Source organism: Methanohalophilus sp., assembly GCF_030156785.1.
Lineage (GTDB): Archaea > Halobacteriota > Methanosarcinia > Methanosarcinales > Methanosarcinaceae > Methanohalophilus.
Genome location: NZ_JASGLW010000011.1, coordinates 34,457 through 56,522, shown reverse-complemented (window position 1 = coordinate 56,522; position 22,066 = coordinate 34,457). Strand labels below are relative to the sequence as shown.

Sequence of the window (22,066 nt, the reverse complement as noted above, 5' to 3'; positions counted from 1 at the left end):
CATGAATCCTACTTTTATCGATATTATCTATGTATAGTCGTAGAAGCAGTTTTTGTTTAAAAAAGTGTTTGTGAGTTTTAGCTTTTCGGGAAAACAAAAGTTATATATGCAAGCAAAATTAGTATACCCAAAAAGTTGGATTTTGGTGTGATTGCTGCATGGCATCCGGAAAAACAGAAGAATATCTTGAAACAATTCTCAGTCTTATCTGCAAGAATTACTATCCAGTAAAAAACAAGGATATTGCGGATGAGATGGACATAGCCCCGGCAACGGTTACTGAAATGATCAAGAGGTTGTCAGATGAGGGTTTTGTCAAATACATCCCTTACAGGGGCGTTGAATTAACGGATAAAGGTATTAAAAAAGCCAGGGAATTGCAGCACAAGCACAATATTCTCCGTGATTTTCTGTCTCAGGTTCTGCACATTGATGATGTAGCTGCAGACAGGGAAGCCTGTGTACTTGAGCATTCTGCTTCGGATATTGTACTTGAGAGTATGGTGGCATATATGGAAGAGAAGGGAATTGTCCGCAAGCATATTTCCGATGTTTCAAACACATGCCGCAGCACAGAAGGTGACTATATCCGCCTCAGTGATCTTCATGAAGGAGAAAAGGCAATAGTTGCACTTATTCATCTCCCTAAATCGGACCGCGACAGGCTAACATCTCTGGGTATTATTACAGGTGAAGATGTGGAAATTAAACGAAGGCAAAAGCAGGGTTGTATTTCCATTCTTGTGAAGGGAACTGAAATTGCGCTGGGTAAGGTCATAGCAAACAAAATATTCGTAATGCGAAAGTGTCTGCATAATGCTGGAGGTGAAGTTGATTAAACATTGTTGCCCATCTTCTTCAAATCAGCCCATAGACATCCGTTCCAAAAATATTGCTTTTGTAGGGAACCCCAGTGTAGGGAAAAGTGCTTTTTTCTCAAGGATTACCGGAATAGGAGTGATTGTTTCCAACTACCCTGGTACAACTGTGGAAATTACACAGGGTAGTGTTCAGATAGGCAACAGGGTAGTAAATGTCGTGGATTTACCAGGTATTTATTCGCTTGGTGCGGCAACTGAAGACGAGAAAGTATCCAAGCGCTATCTGTTAAAGGAGAAACCGGATGTTATTGTTAATGTGGTTGATGCAACCCGTCTGGAGCGCAACCTGTTTTTAACTCTTCAGGTACTTGAACTCGGGATACCCACAGTGGTTGCACTTAACCAGGTTGATGCTGCCCGTGAAATGGGAATTGAAATCGATTCCAAAAAACTCTCTGAACTGCTTGGTGTTCCTGTCATTCCCACAATTGCCACCAAAGGGATAGGACTGGATGAGGTTATGAAAAAGGCTGTGGATCCTTCTCTATCCAGTGTCGGCAGAATTCATGTTCACTATGACAATCACATACGATATGCAGTTGAAGATCTTGGTGCTAAATTCCCGGATGTAGATGAAGTTACAATACTGCGTGCGCTTGAAGGTGATGTGGAATTTATAGAACTAATGTGTGAAAAAAAGGTAGCTGAATACCTTTTCAATGAAGCATCCACTATCGCAAAAAAAATTGAGCAGGTGCATGGTATACCTGTTTCAGATACAATTGCAAGGGATCTTTATGGTGAGGCAGGGCAGATTGCCCGGATTGTTGCTTCCCAGCATGAAGTGGAAAGTAAGCTTAAATGTCGTATCGATTCGATATTGACATCTGAATATGTTGGAATATTTGGTCTTGTTATGGCTTTGCTTTTGACTTTCTTTGTTGTGTTCCGTGGAGGGGGTTTCCTTGAAGAAGGCATTGTATATCTTTTTGAAACATATTTGATTGAACCTGTACGATTGATGATGGCAGATTCCAATCCTGTTATTCGCAACGTTGTGATTTATTCCCTTATAGGTATCGAAGCAGGTTTTGCAATTGCAATACCCTACATTGGAATTTTCTATATAATCCTCTCTCTTTTTGAGGATTCGGGTTATCTTAGCCGTGCATCTTATATCGTGGACCATTTAACCCATTATCTTGGATTGCACGGACGTTCTGTGATACCTCTTGTATTGGGATTTGGTTGCAGTGTTCCGGCAATAATGGCCACACGATCTCTTAATACAATGAGGGAGCGCAGGATTGCTTCATTACTTATTTCCTTAATTCCCTGCTCTGCCCGTACAGTTATTATTCTGGGCCTTGTAGGAACTTTTGTAGGATTCTGGGCGGCGGTGTCCATTTACGTTCTTGAGACAGTCATCATACTTTCAGTTGGCTGGATGCTGGGGAGGGCTCTTCCGGGAGAACACTCCGGTTTAATTATGGAAATCAGTCCATTGAGAAAACCCGACGCTGTAGCGACCCTGAAAAAAACATGGATACGAATTAGCGAATTCATCTATGTTGCATTCCCCCTTTTGATTGTAGGAAGTGCTATACTGGGCGCACTTGAAGTTACGGGTGTTCTGGATACGTTTGATGATTTTGTATCCCCGGTATCAGTAGGACTTCTGGGGCTTCCTGCGTTTGCAGCTACAGCTCTTGTTTTTGGAATATTGCGAAAAGAAATGGCTCTTGAAATCCTTGCAGTACTTGCGGGAACTGCAAATTTCCTGCTTATCATGACACCTTTGCAGATGTATGTGTTTGCGGTCATAACAACTATCTATATGCCATGTGTTGCAACAATTGCAATACTTAAACATGAGCTTGGAAGCAGGGATACAGTAGCAATATCAACGTTTACAATTGTCCTTGCATTTACAGTAGGTGCAATAATCAACTATGTTGCGAAATATTGGGGTGGAATAATTTGAGTATCTTATATTGCTAAAAGTTCGCTATTGTGTTACTCCAATCTTTCATTTCATGCAGAGCCAACAGCAACATCTTTGCAGATCATTTCTGCCTGTTTTATAATGTTTTGGGTTGCGAGCTTTCGCATGTCAGGAGGATAGCCATATTTATTCAATAATCTTTTTACACTGGCTCTCATTTTTGCCTGAATATTTTTCCTGAGGGTCCAGTCGATTGTCGCATTTTGTCTTATGAGATCTACAAGTTCTGTAGCCATCAGTTTCAATGTCCTGTCACCAAGAACATCAATTGCACTTTCATTAGCAGCAAGGGCATCATAGAATGCAATTTCTTTTTCATTGAGACCCAGATCCTCTCCCCTCCTATCCGCTTCCTTCATCTTTCTGGCAAGCTCGATTAATTCTTCGATTATCTGTACTGTGTCGATACTCCTGCTTTTGTATTTATTAATTGATTTTTCAAGCATTTCAGCAAAAGATCTGCTCTGGATGAGATTCTTTTTTGATCTTGTTCTGATCTCGTCATTAAGGAGTTTCTTTAGTACTTCATAGGCCAGATTTTTCTGGGGGAGGTCCCGGACTTCGGTAAGGAAGTCTTCTGAAAGAATCGATATATTAGGTTTTTTGAGTCCAGCAGCGTCAAAGATGTCTATAATCTCATCTGTTACAATTGATTTTGATACAAGGTGTTTTATTGCGGAGTTGATTTCCTGTTTTGATTTTCCGGATTTCCTTTCTATTTTTACAAGAATTGCCCGTACAGACTGGAAATATCCGACTTCATCTCTTATTTTATCAGCTTCATAGTGTGGGGCGGATAGTGCAAAGGCTTTTGATAGTTCGGTTACATGCTGAATAAATCGTTTTTTCTCACGAGTCCTTTCCTCTTCTGTACTTCCTTTTGAAAGAATGAAATCCGCACCCTCCCTTACAACTTGAAGTTTTTCCCTGGGTGGGACTGAAAAAATGCGCAAGTAATCAAAGCCATAGAACATGTCACGTACGATTTCGTACTTTTCCATCATGATTTTTACGGCTTCTTCTTTGTAGTTTGTTGGACTGCCACGTCCTCCACTATCAGTATAGGTTGCCATGGCACGTTTTAGGTCGTACAGTAGTCCTACATAATCTACAATAAGACCTCCGGGTTTATCTCCAAATACCCTGTTCACACGTGCAATTGCCTGCATTAGGTTATGTCCTGTGAGCCATTTTATGAAGTACATTGTGTGCAGGCATGGTGCATCAAAACCTGTAAGCCACATGTCACAGACGATGACGAGTTTTAGGGGATCACTGGGGTCTTGCATTCGATCTCTTATTTTGAGCCTGCGTTGTTTGCTCCTTATGTGAGGTTGCAGAGATTTATCATCTGCTGCACTGCCGGTAATAATTACTTTTATTTGACCTTTCAGATCATCTTTATCATGCCACTGAGGTCTCAGTTTGATTATTTCATTGTACAGGTCTGCACATACTCGTCTGCTCATGCAGACTATCATGGCTTTTCCTTCCATTCCGTCTTCCAGTCTCTTCTCAAAATGGTTTACTATGTCCACTGCAAGTTTTTTCAGGTTATCTTCGCTTCCAACCACTGCCTCAAGTCTTGACCATTTTGATTTCAGCGATTCGGTTTCGTATTCTGCACGACCTTCGGTTATCCCGTAAAATTCCGCATCAAGAGTTTCACGGACTTCATCTGCAATTTCCAGCTTTGAGAGGCGGCTCTCATAGTAGATGGGGACAGTTACTTTATCACGGACTGCCTGTTCAATGTCGTAGATATCAATATAATCTCCAAAAACCGCTGGAGTATTTCTGTCATCCAGTTCGACCGGGGTCCCTGTAAAACCAATGAAAGAGGCGTTTGGGAGGGCATCCCTCATGTGCTGTGCAAAACCATAGTTTATCTGAGCAGTGTCTTTCTTCTGTGTGATCTTCGCATCAAACCCGTACTGGCTCCTGTGAGCCTCGTCGGCTATGACAACAATGTTTCTTCTTTCAGAAAGGATCGGATACCTGTCTTCGTCTTCCCCGGGGAGGAATTTTTGTATGGTTGTGAAAACAATTCCGCCGGATGCGACGGAGAGAAGTTCCCTTAAATTTGCCCTTGATTCTGCCTGAACTGGCTGCTGGCGGAGAAGATCCTTACATCTTGCAAAGTTCTCAAAGAGCTGACCATCAAGATCGTTTCGGTCAGTAATTACCACTATGGTAGGATTGTCGAGTTCAAGTACAAGTTTTCCCGAATAAAAAACCATGGAGAGGCTTTTTCCAGAGCCTTGTGTGTGCCAGATGACACCACATCTTCGGTCTCCGTCGGGATGGGATGCAAGCTTTGTTTTTTCTACGGCTTTGTTGACAGCGTGGTATTGGTGGTATCTTGCAAGCTTTTTGGTTATGGAACCATGATTGTCCTCAAAAACGATGAAGTTGCGTATAATATCGAGAAGGACTTTTTTGTTGCACATACCCTTGAGAAGAACTTCAATGGGAGGAATCGTGAATTCGGCTATTTTTCCCCCTCGATGGTTTTCCACGGGACAAACCATTCGCTGCTGGCAGTCAGGCTGCCGGCGCGGGCATCCTGCCCATCACTGATCACAAGGAAGGCATTGTATCTGAAAAGGGAGGGTATTTCTTTTTTGTAGGTCTGAAGCTGGTTGAAGGCGTTGTCTATTGTCTCATTGTCCTCGAATTCATTGGCATTATCGGGTCTTTTGAGTTCGATAACTACAAGGGGGAGCCCATTTACAAAAAGGATAACATCGGGTCTGCGTTCGTTCCTGTCTTCAATGACCGTAAACTGGTTTACCGCAAGGAAGTCGTTGTTCTCAGGTTCATCAAAATCAAAAAGCCAGATTTTGTCATAAACCGTTTCCCCGTCCACTCCCTGATATTCGATATCAACGCCGTTTACCAGCATTCTATGGAATGCACGGTTGCTATGCACAAGGTCCTGACTTTCCTCCCTGAGAACTTTTTTGAGGGCTTCATCCCTGGCACTTTCGGGAATGTTAGGGTTTAGAGCATCTATGGCTTCCCGGAGGCGGCCAATAAGCACAACATCCCCGTAGCCTTCCCTTTCAGCATCCGGCATGTCCGGGGCTATATCGGGACCGTAGCGGTATCCATAACCCAGATCGGATATGAGTATGTCGAGGGCGGCTTCCTCTACTTCGGATTCGGGGATTATAGAAGTCATAGGTATTCCTTTAAAGTGCTAAAGGGGCAGTTTTCCTCAATTCAGTTGTTGTAGGCATCATATATCTGCCATAGCCAGATAATGGGGACGAGTATAAATCCTATAAGTACGAAGCTTAGCAAGTAACCAGTAGCCAGTCCTATCCATATGCCTATGGCCTTGAAAATTTCCCCCTTTATGATTTGCCCTAAGCCCGGCATAAAAAATGATAATAATGCGGGTACACCATGTGTTTTCTTTTCACTCATGTTGATTACCTTTACATGTGCAGTTGTAGGAAATAGTATTTTTACATCTATTAAAAGTCTTTTATTTATCGGGGATTTTCTTTGACTCTCCAGATCTATGTGAAAAACAAGAATGTGAACAAATGTAACCACAGAGGGCATCCATCACCGCAGAAGGTGGATGTCTGCTGCGCCTGCAATACGCGCAGGGCCCGGAGTTCACAGAGATAGTGTGGCAATATCTACCAATCCGGTAGAAATTGGTAGTTTTTGGTAGTTATGGCTATTGCATACAACAAGAACTTTGATGTGCAATTCAACCGCTTTTTGACATCTTAGTCTACTTAAAAATCCCATCTCATTATTTCAGAAATCCCAATAATTCCTCAGGCTCAACATTTGCCTGTCTGAGGATGCTTTTTAGAGTCCCTTTTTTAAGGGGATCATGCAAGGGCACGGTTACTGTATCACTCCCGCGTTGTAAAAAAACGTGACTGCCTTTTCTGCCTGACAACTACAAAGCCCAGTTTCACCAGGGCTGTGATGGCTTTCTGACCGGAGATTACTGGCAGTTCAGACACTTGCAACATCAACCTTTGCAATTTCGCCAAGTACCCTGGCCTGTTCCTGTGTGACTTCAAGCACCAGTTCTATGGCTTCCCGAATGTTCTCAAGGGCTTCTTCTTTTGTGTCGCCTTCACTTATGGCCGCCGGAAGTTCCAGACAGCGTGCAGTGTATCCGCCCTCTTCTGCAACCTCAAGAACCACTGTGTATTGCATAGTTATCCATCAGTGTTTCTGTTATATTAAATGTGATTACTACCAATCTGGTAGAAATTGGTAGTTTTTGGTAATTTTCCAAAATAGGACTATTATTTTTCACTTATATAATTAATGATAATTGTCTTAATCTCAGTCACCCTTTTGCAACAAGGTTCCTGTTTTAACCAATTCAGCTAGCTTCTGCATTGCAGAGTCACAATCAGTGAGCAACTTCTTAAAATGTATACTAAGTTTTTCCTTTGGTGGATCACCACCAGCATGTGCAACAATAGCAGAACGAAGACGCCAAAGTTCATTAAGAGGATCAATTGTTATCTTAATATCTTCTGGAGAAAGAGAAACACATTCTAGTATTCGCCCAAGTTGCTTAATGGAACCAAGGTTCTTATCACGACAGCGTTTTGCTTCAGCAAGTTCATTAATATATGATTTATTTAACCCTTCAACAATAATTTTAGCAAGTACTAGGATTTGATCTTCCCATTCTTTACGTGAGTCGGTTACGACATATCCTAAGAATGTTAAATCACAGGTTTCTGAAACTTGTGGTATTTTCCATATGGAGCATGGATTCCCTTTTTCATCGTTCTGTGGAAACTGAGTAAGAGTATCTTTTAGAGAGTGTAAGGGATCGTAAGAAGGATCGCACTGTCCTTCAAAATCAGTCTTGAAAGAACGTGAAGAGATGCCAGCTTTAGGGGGCTCATTAAAAGATCTCCAATATAGCTGTTCCTCATATGGAAGGTAGCTTAAATCGCAGATGTAAACATGAATCTGTCCTTCTTCATTGATATCATATCGCAAGGACCAAGCACCTTTGCACTCAATCCATCGATCATGTATTTTATAACGTGAAGGGTTTTGGCGATATTTTGATAGGACATCTGGCTTGAAAAAGGCTGGTGATGTTCCGAAAGGATAATTAGACTCTACAAAATAGTTTCCGATCTGTTCTGGATCAGACGTCCATTCTTGTTCTTTCTTATGCTTCCAGTCCCATATAATGAATCTGACGTATTTGCGAGGTTCTTTGCCTTTCAGTCTTAATATCATTTTTTCACGGGGCTTCTTACAGCGGATGATTTGAAAACCACGAAGAATACTTGCCGTAGGGTTATTGGGATCTCCTATTAGCGTATGATGCGCATATATCTCGTTTTCTTCATCCATGAATGATTTTTCAAGTTCACTACCAGACGTCCAATCTAATGATCGGGAGACATCAAACACTCTAATTAAGCAGGCATTGGCTAAAAATAAGTAAAAGTCAAGCTCTTCTTTGCGAAGGGTGCACAAAGTAAGATCATCTTGTTCTATCCAATTTACAATCGGTATGATCTCTCCTAACTTATTCAGTTTGCACCAAGCATGTTTTTCCTCAACCCAATGGATATCAAGCACATGGCTGATTTTCTGGTTAATTTCAACATAACTTTCATGATCCTTATAACCATAGAAATAACGTAAGAAAAATAAAGGTAAGCTGCCATCTAATACTTTTGAACCAGTATTTTCCATTGGATCGCTAAGAAAAGGAACTGGCTCGTTTTTTGAAAAAGAGTATCCATAACCGTAACCACTGTCTGCATTGAAATTCCATCCAAGCAAATCTTCTACATAACCCTTTTTCAATTTGTCCGATGGAACAATGAGTGAATAAAGAAAATAATTTTTCCCACATATGTAGACCGGAACATCGTCATCCGTTGAGTTAAGGAGAAAATTTAAAGAATCATCTTGACTGTACCAAGCTTTGAGTGAATCTTCTGAAGAAATTAGGGGCTTTTGCTGCTGTTCTAAGTAATTAACTAAACTCTTCATTCTCATATATTTGACCTCCATTTTTGCCGATAGTATTCACTCGCAATTTTCCTGAAATCAGCTTGGGCAACAATGCATCACGCATTTGAGCAAGATTCCTAGATTCCTTTTGATTGGACTTTATCATTTCAAAAATAGTAGATATCTTAGCAGTAAATTCATTAAGTACTTCTCGCTGCGGAACAAGGATTGGCATAGATTTTATTGTTTTTGAATTAACAGCTTGGGCGATAGAGGATGTACTTCCAAGTCTCTCATAATCAAAATTTCGTAGATAAAGGTAGAGATACTCACTTGAAACATATGGCTCATGGGTAAGTTTGAAATGAGCAATTGCTTCGTTAGTAGTCATTTCACCATCTGTGAGAACCACACGTCCAATTGTTAGTTTAAAACTTAATAAAACCGTATTATTAGGTACAACGCGCACGTTAAACTTATTCACAGCAGATTCTGTAAGATACTCGCTTGTATCGAGCATGTATGTTCCAGATTCACCCATGTCGCGTATAGAAACCCATCTAACGTCATTACAATCTTTCGAAAACAACTCTGCCTGTTTCCTAGGAGGAGTTTTTCCTATCCCTACATTAGCAATACTTTCTGCAGATTTATACATCCACCCCGCCGGAATCTCCCCCAGCTCCGAATCCACCATCTCGCCGCCGCTGGATCGGTAGGGCTGCCCGTTCTCATCCGGGAACTCGAAGTCGATAAACCAGTGTTTGAAAATTGCTTGTGCGATTTGTTCGAGGGTGGTGTTCATCCGGCGGTTGAGTTCGATTTTGTCGTCAAATAATCTCAAAAATGAAGATATCTTTTTTTGCTCTTCAATATTTTCAGGAACGATTATTTTGATAGGATGAATATAGTTTCTGTTCAGACTTGGAACAGCACTTCCAGAATTGTATTTTTTTAGATCTAATGTGTTTAAAAAATAATAAACAAAAAGCGGATCTGAATTGTGAAATTTTTTAACATACAATGTAGTATTTAATGGCCAATAATCTTGTTTTATGTATAATGGCTCTCCTAAATTTCCACTCCTACCAATTGTTACACCTGCTCCTTCTACTCTAAATTCATTATGATAATCAACAATTCCATTAGAAGCTACAACGGGATAATTGCCTTTTTTTCGCTTTTTCTTGGGTAAATCATAGCCTCTTTGGAAGGTAACTAATTTTCCAAGGGTGATCAGATGAAAACCTTCTGGAATCTTGCTGGTTTCACTTTCTTTGAATTCATTTTTAGTTTTCATTCGAACACCATGAGGACAACTCAGTTTGGTTGGGGTCATATGCAGGCATGTCTAATGTTTTTTTAGTGTAAAAATTATCCTTTCCAAACTCTTCAAAAAGATTAGAGTACAAATCAGATGATATTCTTTTTGCATCTTCGATTTTATTTTTTGGGAAAAAAGTTATTTTTTGTTTTTTAAAGTAATTGTAAGAGCTATGCTTATTATATGGATTTTCTAACAATCTCTTGACCAAAGGTCGTATAATCATAGCAACTTCTTTTTTTAATGAATCATTAGAAAGGTAAAAGATATTTTGAGTTGTTGAACCAATTATTAAATCTATAAATTGTATTAACTGACTTTCATTTACTAATTCGTAATCATCTTCTAAATAATTTCTATGATCTGAATCGACAAAAATGACATCAGTATTTTCTATAGCCATGTTTTCTCCTAATTGAAAATCCAGTTTAATTAGATTTAAATAAGGAAAATATTTATGAAATTCCATACTTCCTTTGTCGTGGATAACTTTTTTAACAACTATTTTTTTATTGCCACTAAAAAAATATTTCATTCCATAATCAATAGTTGTTCTAAAAAATCTATTATATATATTCTCATGGACTTTTTCTTGACCAAAATTTTCAATTTGTAATTTGTCTAACTCAATATATAGTATATTAAAATAGATTTCTCTTTTATCTCGCTTATTATGCCTAATAAGAAGATCTAACCATTTTTTAGAGATATCTTTCTGTGACTTATTTGAGCGAGAACTTCTTAAGTCAGCATGATGAATCTCACACGTATTTTGGTCATGCCATTGTTTTTTACATTGAGAATCTCCATCTCTTGAAAACAAGCATTTTTTATAATCCCAAGTCCATTCTTCATTTTTCTCATACAAACACCTGGAATTGCTTAAATTATGCACCAACTTCTTTTTTTCTGAAAGGGGAACAAATAAACATCCTATGCAAATAAAGTTTTTCGTTTTATTATTGAAATCCTTAGGGAGTACGATCTCATCAGCATAAATCTCAATCTCGATAGTATCTTTTACATTCTCTATTTTAAGTCCCCAATCTTCAGGAATCAGCCCGATTTCAGCTTCCTTAACACCTTCTTTTGCGGTCATTTATGCACCCTTCCTGCGCTTTTACTAATGACTCTGACTACCTTTTTGACCATTCATCTGAGCACCAATTTTAATAGTATGTCTTTCTGTTACTTCCCTGTTTTATCTAATGTTTACCCTGTTTTCTTCTCTGGTACGATGCCTTTATTGATCCTTATTTTCATGTTTCTACCCACCTTTCTACCCACCTTTCTACCCACCCTGTTCATTTATCGGAGAGCACTTCCCAATGCCCGCTCTTTGGTGAACCTACTCGTCTGAGAAATCCTTTCTTTTTTAGTGTAGCAATATTCTTGTCAATTGCACTGCTGTTAATCCTGATAATTTCGGCAATTTTCCTTTTAGAAATACGGGGGTTACTTTTCATAAGCTGTAGAATTATCCTCTGATTTTCCTGCAAACCATCATCAGGCTCATCTCCAGTGATGTTGATCTCTTCTGACACATTTCTTCTAAAAGTTACAATAAACTGCGTACCTACTTCCTCAAAACACGTTTCCGGTTCAGCATTCAGGATTTTTTGGATTCCAGTGCCCCATTTCTCAATCAGACCGGCCTCGTGGAAAATGTCGGCGATTAACTCGTTCCTGCGCTCAGAAAACATTCCTGACCTGATTTTTTCAACCGAAAGCCCGCCATAGAGGCGACCCTTATTCCTGATCTCCACCCGATCTTTAAAAACCGCCACATTCACCGAATCATACTCAAAATAATCCCTGTGGCAGAATGCATTGATAATTCCCTCTCTCAAGGCATCCCTGTCGATTTCCGGCACATCAACCCGCTTCAGGCCATCAAGTCTCATACCCACATGGATATTTGAAAGCACATACTTCTCAGCCCGGGCTATCAGGTAAAAGAGATCACCGTAATAATCCTGCATATCAAGGATTAAAGAGGTATCATCCCTTGCAAACATGGCACACCTCAACCTCGCATTCGGGAAAAAGTCTTCAGGCGCCTTCCCGAAAAGAATAATAGCCGCATTCGTAGGCTTGTCATTGGAAAGCAACTTCAATTTGTCAAGAGAACTACGTAAATCGCCATCGAACTGCCTTTCGGCATCTTTCAAGAACGAAAGTAGCTTCCTTTCACTGATATCATCCAGTGTCGCATCCCTGCATACCTCAGTATCCCAGCGCAGCTTATCCCGATTCTTACTCAGGATCATATTCTCAAGTTCATGGACACTCAACCGCCTGTCCTCATCAGCCACACGGATATAAGCCCGTCCATAAGCAAAATAAGGAACTTTATTTCCCGAAAATTCCACAAGAACACACTTTTTACCCGAAATCTCCACCTGATAGATCGATGGATGGACAGATGGCTCTATATTCTCCGAAATCGCTCTTGAAATATCCCTTAAGGTACCCCTGCCAAGCTGTTGCCCCAAAACCGTGCCATCATCCTTCACACCAAAATACAGTTCCCCACTCTGGTGTTTATTCAGAATAGCAACAATAGATATGATTGCTTCCTTGAGCTCGGAAGTAGACAGTTTCAGTTCAACAGTTTCATTTTCTTTCAGAGGAAGCGCATAATCCAGCTTCTTTTCCCTGATTATAAAATCACATTCTTCAACTGAAATCAAACCCAATCTCCGCCAAATTCTTCCTGATTTTCTCCTCCAGCTCCCGTGACTCCTTAAATTGCTCCGCCAGTTCCGAGGTCAGCCGTTCCATCTTCTCCTCAAAGGGCTCGTCATCTTCTTCTTCCTCGGCAAAACCTACGTAACGCCCGGGTGTCAGGATGTAATCATGTTTCTTGACCTCATCGAGGGTTGCGGACTTGCAGAAACCGGGGACGTCTTCATACTCGCCGCCTTCACCGCGCCATGCGTGGTATGTATCGGCGATCTTCTGAATTTCCTCCTCCGTAAGTTCCCGGTGGGTGCGGTCCCGAAGGACACCCATATTTCTGGCGTCGATGAACAGGATCTCGCCCCGCCGATCTCTAAATTTGTTGTTCTTCTTGTCCCGGGCGACAAACCACAGGCATGCCGGGATACCGGTATTGTAGAACAACTGCCCCGGAAGGGCAATCATACAATCCACAAGGTCGGCTTCGATAATGTTTTTCCTGATTTGCCCCTCGCCAGAAGTATTCGAGGACATAGATCCGTTGGCAAGCACAAATCCTGCAATACCCGTGGGGGACAAATGATGGATGTAATGTTGCACCCATGCAAAATTCGCATTGCCTCTTGGTGGGATCCCAAATTTCCATCTTTTGTCATCGGTAAGCTGATCACCTTTCCAGTCGGAATCATTAAATGGAGGATTTGAAAGGATGAAATCCGCCTTCAGGTCCTTATGCTGGTCATTGTGAAATGAGTCTCCCCATTTGATATTTGCATCAATTCCCCTGATTGCGAGGTTCATCTTGCACAACCGCCATGTTGTCTGGTTGGACTCCTGACCATACACTGCAATATCGTCAATCCGTCCGCCATGTGCCTCGATGAACTTCTCACTCTGCACGAACATCCCGCCGGAGCCGCAACACGGGTCGTACACTCTGCCATGATACGGCTCGATCATCTCTACAAGCACCCTCACGATGCTCCGGGGAGTGTAGAACTGGCCTCCACGCTTGCCTTCCGCATCCGCAAACATCCCAAGGAAATATTCGTACACTCTCCCAAGGATGTCCTTGCTGCGATTTTCCCGGTCCCCAAGGCCGATTGTTCCGATAAGATCAATAAGCTCACCAAGCCTCTGTTTATCCAATGCCTCCCGTGCATAGTTTTTCGGAAGAACACCTTTGAGGGAAGAGTTATCTCTCTCAATGGCAGTCATGGCATCGTCAACGAGCTTCCCGATAGTTGGATGTTTTGCGTTTTTCTGGAGGTATTCCCAGCGGGCTTCAGGTGGAACCCAGAATATATTTTTTTCCAAATAGTAATCCAGATCCTCGGGGTCTGCCCACTCATCATTTTCAAGCTCCACATACCTCTCCTCAAATGCATCTGAAATGTATTTCAGGAAAATCAAACCCAGGACTACATGCTTGTACTCAGCAGCGTCCATGTTGTTCCTTAATTTATCCGCCGCCTGCCAAAGTTTTTCTTCAAAACCGAGATTCGCACCATTGACCATTTTGCACAGCTCACTTGATTGTAGATTTAGTAGGGGTAAGTCCGAGAATCCATATAAATTTTATTATTATGTTCAAGTTAGAAATCCTGCATATGCTGCAGTTAATTTTCCTTTTAGGTTTCTTTCAACCTTTAAATTCACATGACAAAAACACTTTCTTTTGAGAATTTATCACAATGTATATCTGGATGGATAAGCAATAATTTGTCAGCCTCCTTTCTTTAAAACAATCAATCATGTTCATCTCTGATCTCATGGTATCGCAGGCGAAAATAAAAAATCGACAGATTTTTAATACTTGCCAATTAATTTTATTCCAATGACTCGGATAACTAGTCCTACTCAAAAAAACGCAATGTCTGTTATGAAGGATATTTTAGAGATGAACACGGAACAGGATCCTGAAAGTGCTGAAGTTGACTCGTTGCTTGAATCTCTGGGAACTCACGCATATTTGGCTGAAAAAATTGTGGTGTACAATGGATCTGAACTCTCTCATGTACACACAAAAAAGACACTTTATAAAAACAACTCATGAAAGACCCGGCACAAAGTTCAGCAGTTCAATGATCTTTCTTGAAGTATTATTTTCTATTTCCTCTTCAAGTTTGTAATCTTTTATCACATGTTTTTCCAGGGATATGTCATCAAGATAGCCATACCAGTAAACAATCAGCCCGCTTCCGTATAACCTCTCATATTCACTAAATTGCCTTTTGATATAATGCTCGTGTTCTTGCTGACTTCCAAATACTGCTTTACTCTCAATCCATCTGACTTTTTTTCCTTCAACTTCCAGCGGTACCTCCAGCAAAAAATCAGGTGTTTTGGACAAATTTTTGTCTCTTAAATCTTCTTCAGTATAGTAAGTAATATCTTTCTCGTCAAGCCACTCTGCAATTATTTCCTCCCCCATCTGACCCCTGTGAGCCTGCATGTGGTGTGCCCATGGTGAGAAAAAGGCGTCTGAATCAAGTGCTTCAGAAATCTCAGACGCAAGTCTCCTGTCCGGAAGTTCCTCAAGATGATTGATGGTATACTTTTTAGAGTATCCCATTTGCCTCAGAAGGTTGGATATTACAAGAGTAGGTGGAAATTTGTATATCTCAGCTATTTCAATAATGCTCATGCCGTTCATCCAGAGTGTCAGATTCTTCTCTGCATTCTTTTGCATATTGTGAAAATTCTTTTTCACGTGTTCCACAATTTTCTGGTTCAGAATAGTGCCGATAACGCCTCTTGGTTGTCCAAACTCAAGTGAGATACTTTCAATATCATCAATCGTATGGACTGACTTGCTGATCTGATCATAGGTAATCCGGTCCATTGAATTCTCCGGTAAGGGGACATATATCGCATTTTTTCTTAACGCAATATTTCTTTGCGTATTCCACAATCAAAGCGTGGTATTCCTTGTAGACGTCGACATCATCCGGAAGATTCTTTTCAAACAACTCCTGTAGTTGCGAATAATTTCCTTCAATGCCAAGACATTTCATAATTCTCTTGGTATAAACATCTATAACAAACTTTTGTCTGTTGGCGGCATAAAGTATAATGCTGTCTGCGGTTTCCGGTCCCACGCCGTTGAGTGAAAGGAGAGTGTTGCGGAGTTCGTCCAGAGGGAGAGAAAACACTTCTTCCATCTTATTTTCCGAAAAAAAAGTAGATATTTGCTTTAAACGTTTGGCTTTCTGGCGGTAAAAACCGGTGCAATAAATAGTTTCTTCCAGCAATTCAATATCTGAAGATGCAATACTTTCCGCATCCATCAGACCCCTTTGCTTAAGATTTTTGATGGCCTCTTCCACATTCTGCCATTTGGTTTGCTGCGTAAGCAGAGCACCAACAACTACTTCAAAGGGAGTTTCGGCAGGCCACCAATTCTGTTTCCCGAATTCATCAAAAAGTTTGTTATAGATCCCGACTACAAGAGATCTGTGATTATATTTCTCAGGTTTTTCAACTTTCATTCGCCCAGAACTCCTCTTCGTAGTTTTCGGGGAGTTCGTCCATCAGGGAATCAAGTTTTGATGTTTTTTCCCCTTCTTTGGAAACCGGGGGTTCTTCATCTATGTTAGAGTTTGAAGTGTCTTTGGCTGTTTCTTCCACAACTTCTGTTCTTTTTCTTGCAGCTTCCATTTTGCGAAGTTTTACATCCCTTGCATATGTATCTTCAATGGTGTGGGAAGACCCTTTTGTCTTGTGAGTATAGCGATATCCGATAGAACAGTTTTCCTCGCCGGTTCTCCAGTCGATGTGGTACAGATGGCAATCCCTGCCTCTGCATCCGTCAGTGTTGCCAAGGGGACATTTTTGTGGAAGAGTCATCTGGTTTCACTCCTCTCAGAGCTTTTTTATTGCATCGGCAATCAGTGGTGCAACAGTAATTTTGCTCTGTACCTTCTCAAGGGTATCGGTGGATATTATGTCTGTAACACCTGCATTATAAAGTCTTACAACGGCATTCCTTGTAAGTACCGGATGAACACATGCAACATAGACCTCAGTAGCGCCCTGCTCTTTCAGCATACGGATTGACTCTGCCATTGTCCCACCAGTTGCAATCATATCGTCAATAATAATTACTTCCTTCCCCACAACATCGATTTCCTTGTCCTTTATGGTGACACTTTCTCCACTGTGCCTGGTTTTCTCAAAGTAATCATAAGGGACTCCCACATCAGTCGCTGCAGTTTCAGCAAGGTCCAGTGCTCCTGCATCAGGTGCAATAATAAGCGGGTCTTTTAGATTCAATGAACGGATGTAATCTCCCAAAAGGTGTGATGCATCCAAGTCGAAAGAATCTGCGTTAAAATGTTCAAGAACTGTTTGTTCGTGGACGTTCACAGTAAAAACCCTGTCTGCATTTATAGTCCGGGCGATGGCGCGGGCGCTGACTGGTTCTCCGGGTTTGAATACCTTATCCTGTCGTGCATATCCCATATATGGAATAACAACATTGATTTGTGGTGCCTCCTCGCATGCATCAATGAGCTGAAGAAGTGCTATCAGGTCAGAATCCTGTGGTGTACTCTGGATTATGGTTACGTCATCTATTCCATCGTCAAGGATGCGTGTATAGAATTCACCATCTGGAAATTGCCTATATTCACAGATTGTAGGCTGGATTCCAAGTTGCTGGGCAACCCTTGAAGCGAGTAATTGTGATGCAGGTCCGGGTATTATTTTCATAATATTCCCCCTCTTAAATAATGATATGATTAGTTAGCAATGCATTTGTGATTTATAAGGACTTGGGATCCTCAAGTTCTTCTTTTACTTTTTCAAGTACCTTGATATCACCGATGGAAGTTGTAGGATAGTTTCCAGTATCATCTTTTTCAATTGCTTTTACCATGTCCCATATTGTGAGAAGTGCACAGCTGACTCCCGTAATTGCTTCCATTTCCACACCGGTTTTACCAATGGATTTCACGGTTGCCTGTACGGAAATTCCATCTTTATCTACCTCAAAATCCATCTCAATCCCGTCAATTGGAAGTGGATGACACAAAGGGATTAATTCCGGTGTTTTTTTAATAGCCATGATTCCGGCAACACGGGCAGTTGCCAGCACATTACCTTTTTCTACTTCTCCTTTCTGAATCCGGGTCAAACTGTCCTCTGACAAATAGATTTTACCGGAGGCAGTAGCCCTGCGATAAGATCTTTTCTTCCCTGCAATATCCACCATCTGGGCACGGCCGTTTTTAATATGGGTAAAATCTTTCAACAAACCACCTTATTTCTTTAGTCTATTCGAATGTTCTGCCTTTGCTCGTAATCTTTCAATGTCTCTTCAAGCGCTTTTAGCAGGTTGTGTGCTTCCGTTATATTAAGCTTTATTATTTCCTCATCTTCTCCGTGATTGATGATTATCCTGAGTCTGTGCCTTTCGATATCCACAGATATTTTCCGGTTTTTTTCAGTCATGTTTTGTACCTCCCCTCATTATTGCTTCTGGGATTTTTTCAATTATGTCCGTTGCAAGAAGACCGTATCCCTTTTCCACAAACACAAGGTCTCCGGCAACACCGCTGATAAATGCTCCATTTCCTGCCGCATCAATCGCATCGCAACGTGCAAACAATGCCCCGACAATTCCCGCAAGTACGTCTCCGGTTCCTCCTACTGTCATTCCGGGGTTACCAGTTTTGTTTAACCTGTATTGTTTTCCATCTGAAATAATATCCGTGCTGCCTTTTAGTAGGGTAGTTACATTTTTCTGGAGGGAAAACTTTGTCACAAAGTTAATTTTATCATCGGGGGCTTCAGGAATACTGCCTGCAAGTTTTCGAAACTCTCCGGCATGGGGTGTAATTATTATATCGCAGTCAGTAGGCGTTGGAAACTCCAGTTTATACAACGCATCCGCATCCAGCACAAGTTTGTTACATAATGGAATTATTTGTTTCACGGCTTCAAGTGTCTTTTTATCTCTCCCCAGACCCATCCCCATTACTGTAACGTCATGTTCTTTAATAAGCTCTTCAAGTATAGGAATGTCTTCCATACATAACCTGTCAGAGGTTAATTCTTTCACGATTAAGTTAGGGGAAAACGATGCAATTGTTTTTGCGACACTCTTTGGTGCTGCAATGGTTACGATATCTGCACCCGTTCGCAGGGAAGCTGTTGCTGCAAGAGCCGGTGCACCTGAATATGCGCCACCGCCAATGATGAGGATTCTTCCGGAATCACCCTTGTGGCTGTCAGGATTTCTTCTGGTAATCTGTTCAAGATCTCCTCTGCCGACATGAACTTCTGCATCCCTACAGACGCCTATGGGAATTACTTTGATTTTCCCGGTAAATTCTTTTGCTCCTGAGGACTCAAGTCCGGTTTTCATTCGATGGAACGTCAGAGTTATGTCTGCTTTGACTGCCTTACCGGAAACGGCTCCGGTGTCAGGATCAATCCCGGATGGAGTATCAACTGCAATTACTTTCGCATTGCTGGAATTAATTAGTTCAATTAATGTGGATTCAGGCTCTCTGATTCTTCCTCTTACTCCTGTGCCAAGGAGTGCGTCAATAATGACATCTGCACTTTTGAACCAATCATGTGTCATGGGAGAATTGTCAAAGACACGAATATCTTCAATATCGCAGTGTTCAAGCAACTTGAAATTTGCTTTTGCATCCTCGGTGCGGATGGTGTCGGGCTTTCCAGTGAGGATAATCTTCACTTTCAAATCCTTAAGTGCCGACAGGTGCCTTGCCGCTACAAATCCATCTCCACCATTGTTTCCTCTGCCTCCTACAATTAGCACATTCCCGTTGCTGACATTGTAGGTAACCTCCCGGGCAATTGCTGCACCTGCATTTTCCATTAACTGTATGCCCTTTAAACCAAGGTAGGAACAATTGGCGTCGATTGCCCTCATCCTGGCAGATGTGATAGAATCCATGATAACCCCGTATTCATCTTCTGTTGCTATTATTATTTATTGTTTGACATTCTCTCCTTCAAATAGTTTCTCCAAAATATCTTAATATCAGATAGTATTTCTATTGTAGCAGGGAGGTATGGTTTATACCCGCCGGATCAAATGATTCAGAAGCTCCTGAAAAGACACGTTTTAAACCCGTTTATCTTATTCTTGGAAGCGGAAGTATAGGCTTTGCAATTGCTAAAGAACTGCGAGAAATGGGAAAAGATCTCATTATCGTTGATAAGGACCCTCAAAAGGTTGAGACCCTTCGCGAAGAAGCGTATGAAGCTACAGAAGGTGATATTGCAGACCTTAAGACACTCAAACAATTCGTTGGTAAAAAATTGAGTGGAGTCCTGGTAGTAAGTTCTGATAATGATGCCAATAAAAAGGCAATCAAAAATGCTAGGGATCTGTTCGGGCCGGACACTTATTGTATAGCCAGATCATCAGACATTATCAATAAACAGGAAATGGAGAAGCTGGGTGCAAACTTTGTATTCGTGCCCTCCAAGATTGTTTCCAAATCGATTGCAATATCCCTTGGGAGGGCTGAATCAATGATGCTTGGAAGCAAACTGTCAGGCTGGCTCAAAAAACGTGCACATAAAAAGCTTGGAATTATTGTTCATGATAACCCTGATCCGGATGCAATGGCCAGTGCACTTGCCCTTCAAAAAATTGCGGAGCATCATGAAGTACAAGCCACAATTTTGTATCATGGTGAAATCGGCCATCAAGAAAACAAGGCATTTGTAAATCTGTTAGGCATTGAACTTCATAGGATGGAAAATCATTCCATTGAGGAATTTGATGAGCTTGCCCTTGTGGATTGTGCTGTACCCGGTGCGAATAACATGTTGGAAGAAGGGCAACATGTCGGACTAATATTTGATCATCACCCGGTTGGTGATGTTGAAGTGGATGCGGATTTTGTTGATATTCGCCCGAATGTAGGAGCCACGTCCACTATCATGACAAAATACCTCCAGGAGCTTAATATTGAAATAGATAGTGTACTTTCTACAGCTCTTCTTTATGGTATCCGGACAGATACAATGGATTTTAAGAGGAATACCGAATCAGCCGATCTTTCGGCAGCTTCTTATCTGTATCCTCTGGCAGATCATGAGATTTTGGAGCAACTTGAAAGACCGTCAATGTCTATTGAAACTCTTGATGTTCTCGGGGAAGCAATCAAGAACCGGCAGGTTTTTGGAAGCTATCTCCTTTCAAATGTGGGGACCATCAGGGACAGGGATACCCTGCCACAGGCAGCGGAATATTTGCTGAATCTGGAAGGTATTTTTACAACCATTGTTTTCGGTGTTTCGGATGAGTGGATTTACATATCCGGCAGGAGCAATGACATTCGGATAAATCTGGGTGAAGTTCTGAAGAAAGCATTTGGTGAAAATTCAGCAGGGGGTCACAGCACTGCTGCAGCTGCCCAGATCCCGCTTGGTGTCTTCAGCGGGATAAAGGATCGCCAGACTCTCCTACGCCTTGTGAATGAGGCGGTAGTCAAGAAATTCCTGAATGCGGTTGGTGTAGAGGAACTGGATGAGTAAATCCAACACTTCTGCCCTATTTTCTTCCGTTTATGAAGAGCTGGAGGTCATTGAAAATCTCGATATCGATTCAATTGCCAGCCAGATAATGTCAATTGGTTTTGAATGTATACGTTGTGGAAAATGTTGTAGGGGAAGTTTTGGGGATAATTCAGTCCTCTTAAATTCTGAAGACATGACTCTCCTTGAAAAACAATCATTAAAAGATGGTTTTGTAATCCCAATGATAGATCTTTCTGATAAAGAACAATGGCAGTTAGTTGACAAAAACGGTATACTTCATACATTTGGCTGGATGTTGAAAAGAACTCCTGATATGGATTGTATTTTCCTTAACAATAATTCAGAATGCCAGATCTATGATCATCGTCCGTATCTTTGCCGGACTTATCCTTTTTTCTTGAATAATGGTAAGCTGGAAGTGTGCGAGTGCGAAGGTCTTGGAAAATTCATTTCTCTGGAAGCTGCAAGGAATCTCGCTGTTCATGTTGTCCACAGGAAAGTCGTGGAATTAATGGATACAATAAAAATATATGAGAAATTCCTTGAATCCGGTGTTGTCCTTGAAGAAAGGTTGTCATCCGACATTTGTAAGGCTTCTCGGATAATCGTATATGATACGAAAGGGACGTCTGAGTTTGACCTTAGCAGGTTATAAAATTTCAATTGTATGTATATTTTGCTTGAAGATAGTCAATATTTTGCACCCGGTCATTGCTTTACTCGTGAAAA

Annotated in this window: 22 protein-coding genes; 5 read left to right on the top strand and 17 right to left on the bottom strand. The window is 41.2% G+C overall.

Annotated features, from left to right (window positions below):
* Positions 1 to 158: 158 nt before the first annotated feature.
* Both PWQ49_RS07185 and feoB read left to right on the top strand, forming a co-directional pair.
* The gene (locus PWQ49_RS07185; RefSeq protein ID WP_300609409.1) at positions 159 to 839 is read left to right on the top strand and encodes a metal-dependent transcriptional regulator; all 681 of its coding nucleotides are present in this window, start codon (positions 159 to 161) and stop codon (positions 837 to 839) included.
* Complete coding sequence (gene feoB / locus PWQ49_RS07180) at positions 832 to 2,805, top strand: ferrous iron transport protein B (RefSeq protein ID WP_300609406.1); 1,974 nt, start codon at positions 832 to 834, stop codon at positions 2,803 to 2,805. The genes PWQ49_RS07185 and feoB overlap by 8 nt, the downstream gene beginning before the upstream one ends.
* A 50-nt stretch (positions 2,806 to 2,855) precedes the next feature.
* On the opposite strand, the gene PWQ49_RS07175 is transcribed toward feoB, so the two are convergent.
* The 10 genes from PWQ49_RS07175 to PWQ49_RS07135 all read right to left on the bottom strand — a co-directional run bounded on the left by PWQ49_RS07175 (position 2,856) and on the right by PWQ49_RS07135 (position 14,326).
* A complete protein-coding gene (locus tag PWQ49_RS07175; RefSeq protein WP_300609404.1) occupies positions 2,856 to 5,357 on the bottom strand; it encodes a type I restriction endonuclease subunit R in 2,502 nt (833 codons plus the stop codon).
* Positions 5,318 to 6,010: a type I restriction endonuclease gene (locus tag PWQ49_RS07170; RefSeq protein ID WP_300609402.1), complete on the bottom strand. Its 693-nt coding sequence runs from the start codon at positions 6,008 to 6,010 to the stop codon at positions 5,318 to 5,320. Before PWQ49_RS07170 ends, PWQ49_RS07175 begins: the two co-directional genes overlap by 40 nt.
* A 41-nt stretch (positions 6,011 to 6,051) precedes the next feature.
* On the bottom strand, positions 6,052 to 6,390 hold the full coding sequence (locus tag PWQ49_RS08370; protein WP_363321838.1) for a hypothetical protein: 339 nt from the start codon (positions 6,388 to 6,390) through the stop codon (positions 6,052 to 6,054).
* Between the two features lie 208 nt (positions 6,391 to 6,598).
* Positions 6,599 to 6,694, bottom strand: a complete 96-nt coding sequence (locus tag PWQ49_RS08365) for a type II toxin-antitoxin system HicA family toxin (RefSeq protein ID WP_363321837.1) — start codon at positions 6,692 to 6,694, stop codon at positions 6,599 to 6,601.
* A gap of 116 nt (positions 6,695 to 6,810) precedes the next feature.
* Entirely contained in the window at positions 6,811 to 7,017 is a 207-nt protein-coding gene (locus PWQ49_RS07160; RefSeq protein ID WP_300609400.1) for a type II toxin-antitoxin system HicB family antitoxin, read from the bottom strand.
* 132 nt (positions 7,018 to 7,149) lie between these two features.
* Positions 7,150 to 8,847, bottom strand: coding sequence for a hypothetical protein (locus PWQ49_RS07155; RefSeq protein WP_300609398.1), 1,698 nt, complete (start codon positions 8,845 to 8,847; stop codon positions 7,150 to 7,152).
* Positions 8,825 to 10,102, bottom strand: a complete 1,278-nt coding sequence (locus tag PWQ49_RS07150; protein WP_300609396.1) for a restriction endonuclease subunit S — start codon at positions 10,100 to 10,102, stop codon at positions 8,825 to 8,827. The genes PWQ49_RS07155 and PWQ49_RS07150 overlap by 23 nt, the downstream gene beginning before the upstream one ends.
* On the bottom strand, positions 10,092 to 11,225 hold the full coding sequence (locus PWQ49_RS07145) for a hypothetical protein (RefSeq protein WP_300609394.1): 1,134 nt from the start codon (positions 11,223 to 11,225) through the stop codon (positions 10,092 to 10,094). Before PWQ49_RS07145 ends, PWQ49_RS07150 begins: the two co-directional genes overlap by 11 nt.
* A gap of 205 nt (positions 11,226 to 11,430) precedes the next feature.
* A complete protein-coding gene (locus tag PWQ49_RS07140; protein WP_300609392.1) occupies positions 11,431 to 12,819 on the bottom strand; it encodes an ATP-binding protein in 1,389 nt (462 codons plus the stop codon).
* On the bottom strand, positions 12,806 to 14,326 hold the full coding sequence (locus PWQ49_RS07135; RefSeq protein ID WP_300609391.1) for a class I SAM-dependent DNA methyltransferase: 1,521 nt from the start codon (positions 14,324 to 14,326) through the stop codon (positions 12,806 to 12,808). The genes PWQ49_RS07140 and PWQ49_RS07135 overlap by 14 nt, the downstream gene beginning before the upstream one ends.
* A 319-nt stretch (positions 14,327 to 14,645) precedes the next feature.
* On the opposite strand from PWQ49_RS07135, the gene PWQ49_RS07130 reads away from it, so the two are divergent.
* Positions 14,646 to 14,864, top strand: a complete 219-nt coding sequence (locus tag PWQ49_RS07130; RefSeq protein ID WP_300609389.1) for a hypothetical protein — start codon at positions 14,646 to 14,648, stop codon at positions 14,862 to 14,864.
* Here PWQ49_RS07130 and PWQ49_RS07125 read toward each other — a convergent pair.
* From PWQ49_RS07125 to PWQ49_RS07095, 7 genes are read right to left on the bottom strand one after another with little or no spacing between them, the layout of a single operon-like run.
* Positions 14,859 to 15,653, bottom strand: a complete 795-nt coding sequence (locus tag PWQ49_RS07125) for a C15orf41 family protein (RefSeq protein WP_300609387.1) — start codon at positions 15,651 to 15,653, stop codon at positions 14,859 to 14,861. The genes PWQ49_RS07130 and PWQ49_RS07125 overlap by 6 nt on opposite strands.
* Complete coding sequence (locus PWQ49_RS07120; protein ID WP_300609385.1) at positions 15,634 to 16,299, bottom strand: endonuclease; 666 nt, start codon at positions 16,297 to 16,299, stop codon at positions 15,634 to 15,636. Before PWQ49_RS07120 ends, PWQ49_RS07125 begins: the two co-directional genes overlap by 20 nt.
* Positions 16,289 to 16,657 carry a hypothetical protein gene (locus PWQ49_RS07115; RefSeq protein WP_300609384.1) on the bottom strand — a complete coding sequence of 123 codons (369 nt, stop codon included), beginning with the start codon at positions 16,655 to 16,657 and terminating at the stop codon, positions 16,289 to 16,291. Before PWQ49_RS07115 ends, PWQ49_RS07120 begins: the two co-directional genes overlap by 11 nt.
* Before the next feature lie 15 nt (positions 16,658 to 16,672).
* Positions 16,673 to 17,521, bottom strand: coding sequence for a ribose-phosphate diphosphokinase (locus tag PWQ49_RS07110; RefSeq protein WP_300609382.1), 849 nt, complete (start codon positions 17,519 to 17,521; stop codon positions 16,673 to 16,675).
* Positions 17,522 to 17,573: 52 nt separating this feature from the next.
* Positions 17,574 to 18,065, bottom strand: coding sequence for a cyclic pyranopterin monophosphate synthase MoaC (moaC, locus tag PWQ49_RS07105; RefSeq protein WP_300609380.1), 492 nt, complete (start codon positions 18,063 to 18,065; stop codon positions 17,574 to 17,576).
* A gap of 14 nt (positions 18,066 to 18,079) precedes the next feature.
* The gene (locus PWQ49_RS07100; protein ID WP_300609378.1) at positions 18,080 to 18,262 is read right to left on the bottom strand and encodes a hypothetical protein; all 183 of its coding nucleotides are present in this window, start codon (positions 18,260 to 18,262) and stop codon (positions 18,080 to 18,082) included.
* Positions 18,255 to 19,739: an NAD(P)H-hydrate dehydratase gene (locus PWQ49_RS07095; protein ID WP_300609376.1), complete on the bottom strand. Its 1,485-nt coding sequence runs from the start codon at positions 19,737 to 19,739 to the stop codon at positions 18,255 to 18,257. Before PWQ49_RS07095 ends, PWQ49_RS07100 begins: the two co-directional genes overlap by 8 nt.
* Positions 19,740 to 19,864: 125 nt before the next feature.
* Here PWQ49_RS07095 and PWQ49_RS07090 point away from each other — a divergent pair, with 125 nt between their 5' ends.
* Positions 19,865 to 21,334, top strand: a complete 1,470-nt coding sequence (locus PWQ49_RS07090; RefSeq protein WP_300609435.1) for a DHH family phosphoesterase — start codon at positions 19,865 to 19,867, stop codon at positions 21,332 to 21,334.
* Entirely contained in the window at positions 21,327 to 21,992 is a 666-nt protein-coding gene (locus tag PWQ49_RS07085) for a YkgJ family cysteine cluster protein (protein ID WP_300609374.1), read from the top strand. Before PWQ49_RS07090 ends, PWQ49_RS07085 begins: the two co-directional genes overlap by 8 nt.
* The last annotated feature ends 74 nt before the right edge of the window (positions 21,993 to 22,066 follow it).